Origin of the sequence: Asanoa siamensis, from assembly GCF_016862555.1 — a bacterium.
GTDB classification, from domain to species: Bacteria; Actinomycetota; Actinomycetes; order Mycobacteriales; family Micromonosporaceae; genus Asanoa; species Asanoa siamensis.
In genome coordinates, this window is record NZ_BONE01000037.1 from 1 (window position 1) to 11,227 (window position 11,227).

The following is an 11,227-nucleotide window of genomic DNA, read 5'->3' on the forward strand; positions in this document are numbered from 1 at the left end:
GGGCGGCGGAGGCGGCGCCTTGTGCGGCGGTGCGGCCTTGTGCGGCGGCGCCGCCTTGTGCGGTGGCTCTGGCGGGATCGTGCCCACCGGTGGCGGGGCGGTCGGCCAGACGAGCAGCACCGCGCACGGCGCGTGGTCGACGACGAACCGCGTCGGTGGGTTGAGGCTGCGTGGGCCGAGCCGGCTGACCGGCCCGTCGCGCGCCACGACGAGCAGGTCGGCGCCCTCGGCGGCCGCGACGACCTCGCGCTCCAGCCGGCCCCGGCGCCGCACGGGGGAGGACGGCCGGTCGAGCCGCGCCGCCGCGGCGGCCAGGAGCGCCTCCTCGGCGTGCGCGGCGGCGGCGCCCACGGCCACGCCCGGATCGTCGCGCGTGCCCCGGCCCACCATGCCCGCGTACGCGTCCGACACGTCGGAGGCCAGGGCCGGGTCGGTGACGTGCAGCAGCGTGACCGACGCCGACGCGGGCGCGACCTCGGCGGCGGCGTCCACGCACGCCTGCCAGGTGCCCTCCGCCAGCCAGACGACCACGTTCATAGCACTGTGGATAGTTTCAGAGCCACCCATAGCGCCACAACCGCCGCGAGCAGACACGCCGGTACGGTGGCCAGGCCGAGCCGCAGGAACGCCGAGGCGGTGGGTGGCTCGTCCCGGGCGTGCAGGATGCGCCGCCAGAGCAGCGTGGCCAGCGAGCCCACGTAGGTGAGGTTCGGGCCGACGTTCACCCCGATCAGCGCGGCCAGCACGAGACCCGGCGAGTGCGCGACCACGGGTACGAGCACCAGCGTCGCCGGCACGTTGTTGACCAGGTTGGCCAGCAGCGCCGCCAGCCCGGCCACCGCGAGCAGGCCGAGGAAGTCGGCGCTGCGCGGGGTGAGCGTGGCGATCAGGTCGTCGAGGCCGTTGCGGCGCAGCGCCAGCACCACCACCCCGAGGCCGAAGACGAAGAAGCAGAACAGCGGGTTGGTCGACCGGGCGACCTCCCAGGCCGTGCGGCGGCGGTCGGTCGCCCGTACCACCAGCGGCACCGCCAGCACGACGGCGCCGCCGGCCGCGACCCAGGCCGGCGCCACCCCCATCGGCTCGGCGGCGGCGAAGCCCGCCAGCGTCAGGGCCAGCACGACCAGCGCGAACCGCGGCGCCGGCACGGGTTGGACCGGCTGGGGCCGGGCCGGCGTCGCGAGGTCGCCGGCGAAGAACCAGCGGAACACGGCGTACTCGACGACGAGCACCGCCAGCCACGGCAGCGCCATCATCCCGGCGAAGCCGAGGAACGTGAGGCCGGTCGCGCCGAACGCGAGGAGGTTGGTCAGGTTGGCCACCGGCAGCAGCAGCGAGCCCGCGTTGGCCAGGTGGGTGCACGCGTAGACCGGCGGCCGGGCCCGCACCCCGGCGGCGGCCGCGGTCGCGAACACCACCGGCGTGAGGAGCACCACGGTCGCGTCGAGGCTGAGCACCGCCGTGACGGCTGCGGCGATGCCGAAGACGACGGTCAGCAGCCGGGTCGGGCTGCCGCGCGCCGCCCGGGCCGCCAGCCCGCCGGCGTACCCGAAGACGCCCCACCTGTCGGCCAGGTACGCGAGGGCCAGGATCGCGGCGAGGAAGCCGACGGTCGGGCCGAGCATGACCATCTCGTCGCGGGCCGCCGCCCACGGCACCAGGCCGCCGCCGACCGCGATCGCGGCGGCCGGCACGGCGGCGGCCGCCTCCGGCAGCCCGCGCGGGCGGACCACGGCGAACGCCAGCACAGCGGCCAGCAGCAGCACGGCCCACACGGTCGACACAGACGGCCAGGGTACGGGCGGTGCGGCTCACCTGCCCGGCGGCGCCCCGCCGGCAACTGGTCAACCAGCGATCAACCGGTCGCAACCCGGCACTCACCTAAATCGTGATCATCGATGGGGTACGCGTTTGCCCACCGGAAGGCGAAGCCTGCCATGCGTATCGACCGTCGACAGCTCCTCACTCTTGCCGGCGCCGGTGGCGTCGGACTCACCGCCTCGATCGCCGGCGTCAGCGCCGCGCCGGTGCTCGCGGACCCCAAGCATCAGACCGACCCGTTCACGCTGGGTGTCGCCTCCGGTGACCCGCAGGCCGACGGCGTCGTGCTCTGGACCCGCCTCGCGCCCGAGCCGCTGGTCGCCGACGGCCTCGGCGGGATGAGCCGGCACGTCGTGCCGGTCCGCTGGGAGGTCGCGGAGGACTCCCGGTTCCGCCACGTCGTCAAGCACGGCGTCGAGCGGGCCACGCCCGAGCTCGGTCACTCGGTGCACGCCGAGGTGCACGGCCTGCGGGCCGACCGGGAGTACTACTTCCGTTTCCGCACCGGCAACGCGGTCAGCCCCGTCGGGCGTACCCGGACCGCTCCGTCGGTGTTGTCCCGGCCGCGTGAGGTGAACTTCGCGTTCGTGTCCTGCTCCAACTACCCGACCGGGTACTTCACCGCCTACCGGCACCTGGCCGCCGAGGACCTGGACCTGGTGCTGCACCTCGGCGACTACATCTACGAGGGCCCGGCGGCGGGTGCGCTGGGCCGGCCCCACCTGCCGGCGGCGGAGATCTTCTCGCTGGCCGACTACCGGGTGCGGCACGCGCAGTACAAGACCGACGCCGACCTGCAACTCGCCCACGCCCGCTTCCCGTGGGCGGTCACCTGGGACGACCACGAGGTCGAGAACAACTACGCCGACGAGATCTCGGAGGACGCGGCCCAGGACCCGGCGTCGTTCGTACGCCGCAGGGCGGCCGCCTACCAGGCGTACTACGAGCACATGCCGCTGCGCCGCTCGCAGGTGCCGCGAGGCGCCGACATGCGGATCTACCGGCGGCTGCGGTACGGCCGCCTGGCGGAGTTCAACCTCCTGGACGGGCGCCAAGACCGCTCGGACCAGACGACGGACCCGGTGTCGCTGGACGACCCGTCCCGCTCGATGCTGGGCGCGGAGCAGGAGAGGTGGCTGGTCGACGGCCTGAGCCACTCGGCCGGCACGTGGAACATCGTGGCCCAGCAGACGGTGATAGCGAAGGCGGACCGGGATCCCGGCCCGGGCGAGATCCTGCCGAACGACAACTGGAACGGCTACGAGCCGGCCCGCCAGCGCCTGTTCGACGCGGTGGCCCGCCGCCGGATCGACAACATGGTCGTCGTGACGGGCGACGCCCACTGCGGCATGGTGGCAGAGCTCAAGACCAACTTCGACGACCCGGCTTCGCGTACGGTCGGCGTCGAGTTCCTGGGCACCTCGATCACCTCGGGCGGCGACGGCGCACCGATGGACACCCGCGGGGCGGAGTGGCTGGCCTCGAACCCGCACATGAAGTTCTACGACGCCCGCCGCGGCTACGTCCGGGTCACGGCGACGAACGACACGCTGCGCACGGACTACCGCGCGATCCCGGCGGTGACGACACCGGACGCCCCGGTCTCGACGATCGCGAGCTTCGTGGTCGAGGACGGCCGCCCCGGCGTCCACACCGAGCCGGCCTAGCAGGGCAGCGGGGGTGCACCGCGGCACGGTGCATCCCCGCTGACCAGGGCTCAGTAAGCCCGCAGACGGTCCAGCCTGTCGGGAGGGAACTCTCCGTCCTTCTTGGCGACCTCGTAGCCGAGACTCGCGAGAACCTCCGCCGCATCCTGCGGCGTGTCGCGCACGGCTGTCCGGAGCTGGGTGCGCCCCCAGTCGGGTGGACCGGGTCCCGGGCAGCAGCGCGGTGAGTTTGTCGGATGTGCGAATGATCCGGTGGAGACGGTCGTTGAGGTCGTCAGCGAACTCGACGGCTGCGGCAAGGGTCTGAGCGGTGACGTAGAAGGTGTCCTTGTCCATGCATTCCTGAATGACATTTGACAGCCGAGACGAGGCGCGCCGCCCCCTATGGCGGCGCGCCTCGTGTTATTGCCTCAGGTTCGTTGGCAGGTCACCGTGGATGGCGTGGCGGCCGTGCCGCTGGCGAGGAAGCCGAACGTCGTCGTGGCGTTCGGGGTCAGCGTGCCGTTCCACGACGTGTTGCGGACCGTTACCGTCGCGCCCTGTTGGGTGTGGTCGCCGCCCCAGAGTTGGGTGATGCGTTGGCCGTTGGGGTACGGCCAGGTGACCGTCCACGTCGATGTCGGGGTCGGTCCTGTGTTGCGGACCGTCACCTCCCCCTGGAAGCCGCCCGACCACGAGCCCGTCGTGCGGTAGGTGGCCGTGCAGCCGCCGGGCGTCGTCGTCGGTGTCGCGGTCGGGCCGGCCGTCGGGGTCGCCGTGGGGGAGGACGTCGGGCCCGCCGTCGGGTCCGGGCCCGTGCGGTCCGCGACCAGGATGCCCCGGCCGTTCGTGCCCAGATAGACCCGGCCGAAGACCCGCGGGTCGCCCGTCAGGGCCTCGCCCGCGTTGCCGTACTGGTGCTGGTCGTCGTTGATCCGCACCCACGATCCGCCCGTGTCGTCCGAGCGGTAGACCCCGCGGACCCCGTCGACCGTGCCGACCACGAAGACCGCCGGGTGCGAGCGACCCGGTGCCGCCTTGCCGAAGCCCACGTTGACCGCGCTCGACACCGACGCGAGGCGGGTGAACGTGGCGCCGTTGTCCGTCGACCGGTACAGGCCGCCGGAGCCCGCCACCCAGACGTCGCCGCCGACCGTGCGGAGCTTGCCGTCGTCCGGCAACCCGGATCCCCCGCCCGTGAAGGTCCGCCCGCCGTCCGTGCTCGCGTACACGCGGCCCGCCGCCAGGCCGAAGAACCGCGACGGGCTCGTCCGGCTCGCCTCGACCTGCGCACCGGCCGGGATCCCCGACGACGCCGTCCACGAGCTCCCGCGCGACGTCGAGTAGTGCACGCCCGTGCCCGCCGGGCTCCACACCACCGCGCTCGCGTCCGTCGCGATCGCGACCGTGCCGCCGCCCGTCACGCCGCCGGGCTCCTGGCCCTGGTACCACGTGCGGCCGCCGTCCGTGGACACACCGATCCGGTTCAACCCCGGGTTCGCCGCGCGGTCGCCGTTGCCGACCCGGACCATGACCGACGGGTTCGCCTCCGCGAAGTCCAGGCTCGTGTTGCTGCCCAGGTTCGGCGTGTCGTGGAACGACGCCGGCACCGCGGTCAGGTCGTCGTGCCGGAAGCCGCCGATGTCGCCCAGCGCGCTCACCAGCGGCGCGCCGGACGGCGGGCTGACCAGGTCGAGCACCGCGGTCTCCTCCAGCCCACGGGCCATCGGCCGGACCGTGAACGTGCCGCTCGCGGTGTCCCACGCGGTCAGGTTGGTGGTGGCATAAACAGTGGCGCCGGTGCCGTACAACAGGCGGTTGGAGTCGAACGGGTCGATCTCCAGCGACTCCGTCATCCACCCGAGCTTCGGTGTCTGCTCCGGCGCGGACGGCGCCGTGTTGAAGTCGAGCCACGGGTTCGCGGAGATGTCCATCGTGTAGCGGTTGACCCGGTTGGGATAGCCGTTGTAGTCCCACACCCGCGACCACGTGGCGCCACCGTCGCGCGTGCGGAAGAAGACGACGTCGGGCCACCACGAGATCTGCGTGGCGACCACCAGCGTGCCCGGGTTCTGCCGGTCGATCGTCAGTCCACTGTAGCCGTAGTAGGCGTCCGCGCTCGTCGACGGCACCGGGCTGACCCGGGTCCACGCGCCGGTCGACCGCGACAGCTTCCAGACGTCACCCTTGCCACCGTCGTACGGGCCGCCGGTGTCGCTGGTCGCGATGTAGAGGAAGCCGGCGGTCGGGTCGATGACCGCCTTGTGGGCGAGGTAGCCCGTCGGCTGGTCGGGAATCCGTTGCCACGTCACGCCGGCGTCCGTACTGCGGTAGACCGGGTTCTGCTTGTCGGCCACACCGACGTAGATGGTGCGCGTCGACGACCCGGAGGACCCCGTCGACGGGTCGAACTCGACCCACGTGACCCCCTGGTTGCCGGTCAGGTAGCCGTTCGGATCGGACGGGTCCTGCGCGTAGTTGCCGGCGTTGGGGAACGCGGTCACCTTCGCCCACGAGACCCCGTAGTCGGTGCTGCGCCACAGCCCGTTGCCGCCCTCTGCGCCGTAGTAGAGGACGCGGCCGTTGTTGGGGTCGACCGCGAGCCGCTCACCCTGACCGCGACCGGGCATGTTGCCACCGACCTTGAACGGCAGTTGGTACGCGGACCAGGTGGAGCCGCGGTCGGTGGAGCGCAGGATCGCCCCGTTGTTGGGATCCCAGCTGTTCGTGTACATGCCGACGGCGGCGTACACCCTGTTGGTCTGCACCGGATCCGCGGCGATGCTGAGCACGCCGTTCCAGCCCCAGCGGTCCCAGCCGACCCAGTCGAGCAGGGGGATCCAGGAGCCGGTGCCGGCGTTCCAGCGGTACGCGCCGCCGATGTCTGTCCGGGCGTAGATCAGGTCGCGTTGGCCAGGGTTGAAGACGATTCCGGGTACGAAGCCGCCGCCGTCGATCCGGACGTTGCGCCACGTGTACGCGTCGCTGGGCGCGGCGACGGGCCGCAGCGCGGGTGCGGGCGCGAGGACGGTGAGGACGGCCGCCGCGGCCAGGACGATCGCGGCGAGGGCCGGCCCCCAGGTGCGAAGAGATCGCATGGTTGCCTCTCGGTGTGCGGTGTCGCGCACAGCAGGAGGCCCACGACCGGGCGCGGACGGAAGGCGGAACGGAGTCGTGCGGCGCGCTGCCCTGGCGCCGCACCCGGCCCGGCTCCCACGCTCGGCCTCGCCGCCGAGATTCACACGTGCCAATGGGACCTGTCAATGGTGTGATGGTCGGCATGTGCACGACGCATGCAGCTCAGCACTCCACGAAGGCCGGCGCCGTCACGCGGCGCGCGGCACTGTTCGGCGGCGCGCTCGTCGCCGCCGGTGCGGCCCTGCCCGCCGCACCCGCTCAGGCGTCCGGGAGCAGGCGCGGACTCGCCGACCTCACCTACCCGCTGACCACCGCGTTCCTCGCCTTCGCGCCGGGTGAGGAGGCGGCACGGCGGACCTACGTGACCATCGAGGACAACGGCTACTACATGCAGGAGTGGCGCATCCTGGAGCACTACGGCACGCACGTCGACGCGCCCGGGCACTTCGTCGCCGGTGGGCGGCTGGCCACCGACATCCGGATCGACGAGTTGGTGGCGCCCGTGGTCGTCGTCGACATCGCCAGGCGGGCCGCCCGCGATCCCGACACGACGGTGACGGTCGACGACCTCCTCGCGTACGAGCGCCGCTACGAGCGCATCCCGCGCGGTGCGGCGGTGTTCATGTACTCGGGCTGGGGCGCCAAGGTCGGCGACCCCGACGCGTACCGCGGCACCGACGCGGCCGGCACGCTGCACTTCCCGGGCTTCAGCGCGGACGCCTGCGAGTGGCTCCTGCGCCGGCGCGGCATCCGCAGCCTCGGTGTCGACACGCTCAGCATCGACCCCGGCGTCTCGGCCACCTTCGACACCCACCTGGTCCTGCTCGGTGCCGACCGGTACGGCGTGGAGAACGTCGCCGACCTGCACCGGGTCCCGAAGCACGGCGCCACCGTCATGGTCGGCCTGATCCCGTACGAGGGCGGCTCCGGCGGCCAGGCCAGAGTTTTCGCGACCTGGTAGCCCGCGGCTGTCGAAACGGCCGGCGCGGCTCCGACGTCGCTCGTGCCAGGCGCCGGACCGCGGCGCCACGGAACGCGGAGGTCGCGACCATGAGCAAGGTAGTGCTGGACGTCTCGGCGTCTCTCGACGGTTTCACGGCCGGGCCCGACGTCCGCGCCGAGGTCCCGATGGGCGCCGGCGGCGAGGCGCTGCACGAGTGGATGGCCACCGACGTCGACGTGCGCCGCGAGGTCGACGCGGCGGTCGGCGCGGTGGTCGTCGGCCGCCACACGTTCGACCTCGGCCTGCCGCTCTGGGGCGGCACGCCGTGGCCGGGCGTGCCCACCTTCGTGGTCACCCACCGGCCCCGCCCGGACTTCGTGGGCGACAACGGCGGTGCCTTCGGCTTCGGCACGTTGACCGACGCGGTCAGCCGGGCCAAGGAGGCCGCGGGCGACAAGGACGTCTACGTGATGGGCGCCGACGTCGCCCGGCAGGTGCTGCGGGCCGGCCTGCTCGACGAGATCTGCCTGCACCTCGTGCCGATCCTGCTCGGCGGCGGCACCCGGCTCTTCGACGGCGAGATCGCCGACGTGAGCCCGGTCGCCGGGACCGTCGTCGGGACGGCGACCCACCTGCGCTACGCGGTCGGCCGCCGCAGCGAGTAGGTGACGCCGTGCAGGCGGTGCGGCTCGTTGGAGAAGTACGTGGCGGCGCGGTTGTAGCACTCCCAGCCCGCGCCGCCCGCCCGGTTGAGGTGGCGCATGTCGTTGAACCGCTCGTCGGTGCCCCAGCGCTCCGCCCCCTCCGCGTGGTGGAAGGTGGCGTTCCAGTCCATGAACTGGTCGCCGCCGAACGTGCCGGCGGCCCGGTACTCGAGCCGGGCGTACTCCCATGTGGTCACGTCGAGGATTCTGCCTGTCTACGGGCGGCCCGGCCTAGCGGGCCGCCATGGTGCATTCGACGACGGGTGCCGGTGCCGGGGCCGGCCGGGTGGAGAGCCAGCAGCCCGCCACGATCAGCGCGAAGCCGGCCAGGGTGCTGACGCCGATCGGCTCGTCCAGGATGGCCACGCCGAGGAGGACGGCGACCACCGGGTTCGCGTACGTGACCAGGCCCGCGCGGTTGGGGCCGGCCTCGCCGATCAGGCCGTAGAAGGCGAGCAGGGCGACCGCGGTGCAGAGCAGGCCGAGGGCGAGCAGGGCGACCCAGGAGCCGCCGCTGACCGCGCCGGTCGGCAGCGAGAACGCCGCGAACGGGGCCAGCACGACGGTGGCGACCGTGGTGGTGCCGGCGACCAGCGCCGTCGGTGGCAGGTCGGCGGCCCGCCGCTGCACGTAGACGGTGGCCACCGCGTAGAGCAGCGTCGCCAGCAGGATCATCCCCGCGCCGAGCAGGCCGAGGCGGTCACCGGAGACGTCGAGCCCGACCAGGACGGCCACACCGACGAGGCCGAGGGCCAGGCCCCCGGCGCGCACGGGCGTCACGGGCTCGGCGCGCAGCATCAGCAGCGCGATGAGCACCGGCTCGATGGCGATCAGCAGGCCGGTCAGCGAGGAGCTGATGTGCACCTCGCCGTACGTGATCAGCAGGAACGGCCCGACGATGTGGATCAGTCCGAGGACCACCACCGGCACGGCGTTCCGGCGCAGGGCCCGCAGACTGCCCTGCACGGCGGCGACCGGCACCAGCACGAGGGCCGCGATCGCCACCCGGCCGAACACGACCATCATCGGCGACAGGTCCTCGATGGCGATCTTGATCAGCAGGTACGGGATGCCCCAGAGCACGGCGACCAGGGCGAAAAGGATCCAGGCTCGACGATTCACACCATGAGCTTCACGCCGTACCGTATTCAGCGGTAGTGATGATTTGGGTTGCTCGTATTAAGGAAAACTGATGATCGACGTGCAGCGTCTCCGCGTTTTCCGTGAAGTCGCCCGGCAGGGCAGCTTCAACCGCGCCGCGGCCGCCCTGCGGCTGACCCCGTCGGCCGTCTCACAGCAGATCAGCGCGCTCGAGCGGTCGCTGGGCGCCAGCGTGGTCTGCCGCAGCACCCGCGGCATCGAGATCACCGACGCCGGCCGCGTGCTGGTCGACGCGGCCGACACGATCGCCGCCGAGCTCGAGTGCGCGGAGCGCGAGATCGCCCGGCTGAGCGCCGCGGGCCCGCGGCTGACCGTCGCCACGTTCGCGAGCGGCGGCCAGCGCCTGCTGCCGGGCGCGTTGATCCGGTTCCGCACGGCGCATCCCGAGGTGTCGCTGACCGTGCTGGAGAGCGAGCCCGCCGACAGCCTGCTCCAGGTGCGCTCCGGCGCCGCCGACCTCGCGCTCACCTACCACTACGAGGGCGCGCCACCGGTACGCCCGGACGACCGCTCGGGCCTGACCTGGATCCCGCTGCTCGAGGATCCGATGTGGATCGTGCTGCCGGCCGGCCACCGGCTCGCCGGCCGCGACGGCGTCGCGATGGCCGACCTGCGCGGCGAGCGCTGGGTGCAGGGCTGCCTGACGGCCGCCGACATGCTCGACCACTACGCCGGGCTGGCCGGGTTCGAGGTCGACGTCGCGTGCCGGGGCACCGACTACGTGTTCGCCCAGTCGCTGGTGAAGGTCGGCGTCGGGATCAGCCTCGTGCCGCACACCGCCCTGACCGCCGACGCCGGCGGGCTCGTGATGGTGCCGCTGGAACCCCCGCGCCCGGCCCGGCACATCGGCGTGGCGATCGCCCGGCGCCGCGCCCAGGACCCGGCGACCCGCGCGCTGGTCGACGCGCTGTCCCAGGAAGTAGGAGTTCCCTCTCGCATAACGGGATGACCGGCGTACGGTCAGCGCATGGTCGTCTACACACACGGGCACCACGAGTCGGTGCTGCGCGCCCACAGCCGGCGCACCGCCGAGAACTCCGCCGCCTACCTGCTGCCCGCGCTGACCCCCGACGACCGGCTGCTCGACGTCGGCTGCGGCCCCGGGACCATCACCGCCGACCTGGCCACCCGGGTCGGGTCCGTGACCGCCGTCGAGACCGCGCCCGCCGCCCTCGACGCGGCCCGCGCGGTCGCGCGCGAGCGCGGGGTCGCCGTCGAGTTCGCCGTCGACGACGTGCACGCGCTGGGCTTCGCCGACGGGAGCTTTGACGTCGTGCACGCCCACCAGGTGCTCCAGCACGTCGCCGACCCGGTCGCCGCGCTGCGCGAGATGGCCCGGGTCTGCCGGCCCGGCGGCCTGGTCGCGGCCCGCGACAGCGACTACGGGGCGTTCGCCTGGTGGCCCGAAGTGCCCGCCTTGTCGGAATGGCGCGAGCTGTACCGCCGTGTGGCCCGGGCCAACGGCGGCGAGCCCGACGCCGGCCGGCGCCTGCTCTCCTGGGCTCGCGCGGCCGGCCTCGACGCCACGGCCACCGCGTCCACCTGGTGTTTCGCGACGCCGGCCGACCGCGCCTGGTGGGGTGAACAGTGGGCCGACCGGGTGCTCGGGTCGGCGCTGGGCGAACGGGCGCTCGCGCTCGGCCTCGCCGACCGCGCCGCCCTGACCCGGATGGCCGACGGCTGGCGCGAGTGGGCCGCGATCGAGGACGGCTGGTTCCTCGTACCGCACGGCGAGATCCTCTGCCGAACGTCGCTCACGAATTCCGCATCGGAGCATCACTCATGGTGAGGCATCTTTTGTAAGGTCCCTACAA

Annotated in this window: 10 protein-coding genes; 5 read left to right on the plus strand and 5 right to left on the minus strand. The window is 73.0% G+C overall.

Annotated features, from left to right (window positions below):
• The coding region (locus Asi02nite_RS22345; protein ID WP_203715837.1) for a universal stress protein at positions 1-537 on the minus strand (537 nt) is incomplete at its 3' end.
• Positions 534-1,784, minus strand: a complete 1,251-nt coding sequence (locus tag Asi02nite_RS22350; protein WP_203715838.1) for an SLC13 family permease — start codon at positions 1,782-1,784, stop codon at positions 534-536. The genes Asi02nite_RS22345 and Asi02nite_RS22350, both read right to left, overlap by 4 nt.
• A gap of 153 nt (positions 1,785-1,937) precedes the next feature.
• On the opposite strand from Asi02nite_RS22350, the gene Asi02nite_RS22355 reads away from it, so the two are divergent.
• Complete coding sequence (locus Asi02nite_RS22355) at positions 1,938-3,488, plus strand: alkaline phosphatase D family protein (protein WP_239126943.1); 1,551 nt, start codon at positions 1,938-1,940, stop codon at positions 3,486-3,488.
• Positions 3,489-3,898: 410 nt separating this feature from the next.
• Here Asi02nite_RS22355 and Asi02nite_RS22360 read toward each other — a convergent pair whose 3' ends face one another.
• The gene (locus Asi02nite_RS22360; protein WP_203715839.1) at positions 3,899-6,565 is read right to left on the minus strand and encodes a cellulose-binding domain-containing protein; all 2,667 of its coding nucleotides are present in this window, start codon (positions 6,563-6,565) and stop codon (positions 3,899-3,901) included.
• 182 nt (positions 6,566-6,747) lie between these two features.
• On the opposite strand from Asi02nite_RS22360, the gene Asi02nite_RS22365 reads away from it, so the two are divergent.
• Positions 6,748-7,566 carry a cyclase family protein gene (locus tag Asi02nite_RS22365; RefSeq protein ID WP_203715840.1) on the plus strand — a complete coding sequence of 273 codons (819 nt, stop codon included), beginning with the start codon at positions 6,748-6,750 and terminating at the stop codon, positions 7,564-7,566.
• Positions 7,567-7,655: 89 nt separating this feature from the next.
• Positions 7,656-8,213, plus strand: a complete 558-nt coding sequence (locus Asi02nite_RS22370; protein WP_203715841.1) for a dihydrofolate reductase family protein — start codon at positions 7,656-7,658, stop codon at positions 8,211-8,213.
• Here the strand turns inward: Asi02nite_RS22370 and Asi02nite_RS22375 are convergent.
• Positions 8,186-8,449 carry a hypothetical protein gene (locus Asi02nite_RS22375; RefSeq protein WP_203715842.1) on the minus strand — a complete coding sequence of 88 codons (264 nt, stop codon included), beginning with the start codon at positions 8,447-8,449 and terminating at the stop codon, positions 8,186-8,188. The two genes, Asi02nite_RS22370 and Asi02nite_RS22375, sit on opposite strands and share 28 nt — an antisense overlap.
• 34 nt (positions 8,450-8,483) lie before the next feature.
• Positions 8,484-9,374: a DMT family transporter gene (locus Asi02nite_RS22380; protein WP_203715843.1), complete on the minus strand. Its 891-nt coding sequence runs from the start codon at positions 9,372-9,374 to the stop codon at positions 8,484-8,486.
• Between the two features lie 70 nt (positions 9,375-9,444).
• On the opposite strand from Asi02nite_RS22380, the gene Asi02nite_RS22385 reads away from it, so the two are divergent.
• Both Asi02nite_RS22385 and Asi02nite_RS22390 read left to right on the plus strand, forming a co-directional pair.
• A complete protein-coding gene (locus Asi02nite_RS22385) occupies positions 9,445-10,362 on the plus strand; it encodes a LysR family transcriptional regulator (protein ID WP_203715844.1) in 918 nt (305 codons plus the stop codon).
• A gap of 18 nt (positions 10,363-10,380) precedes the next feature.
• Positions 10,381-11,202, plus strand: coding sequence for a class I SAM-dependent methyltransferase (locus Asi02nite_RS22390; RefSeq protein ID WP_203715845.1), 822 nt, complete (start codon positions 10,381-10,383; stop codon positions 11,200-11,202).
• Positions 11,203-11,227: the final 25 nt, after the last annotated feature.

Excerpts from the sequence above, each read along its gene's own strand:
- Asi02nite_RS22355 (WP_239126943.1), top strand. The coding sequence starts at position 1,938 with ATGCGTATCGACCGTCGACAGCTCCTCACTCTTGCCGGCGCCGGTGGC.
- Asi02nite_RS22360 (WP_203715839.1), bottom strand. The coding sequence starts at position 6,565 with ATGCGATCTCTTCGCACCTGGGGGCCGGCCCTCGCCGCGATCGTCCTG.
- Asi02nite_RS22365 (WP_203715840.1), top strand. The coding sequence starts at position 6,748 with ATGTGCACGACGCATGCAGCTCAGCACTCCACGAAGGCCGGCGCCGTC.
- Asi02nite_RS22370 (WP_203715841.1), top strand. The coding sequence starts at position 7,656 with ATGAGCAAGGTAGTGCTGGACGTCTCGGCGTCTCTCGACGGTTTCACG.
- Asi02nite_RS22385 (WP_203715844.1), top strand. The coding sequence starts at position 9,445 with ATGATCGACGTGCAGCGTCTCCGCGTTTTCCGTGAAGTCGCCCGGCAG.
- Asi02nite_RS22390 (WP_203715845.1), top strand. The coding sequence starts at position 10,381 with ATGGTCGTCTACACACACGGGCACCACGAGTCGGTGCTGCGCGCCCAC.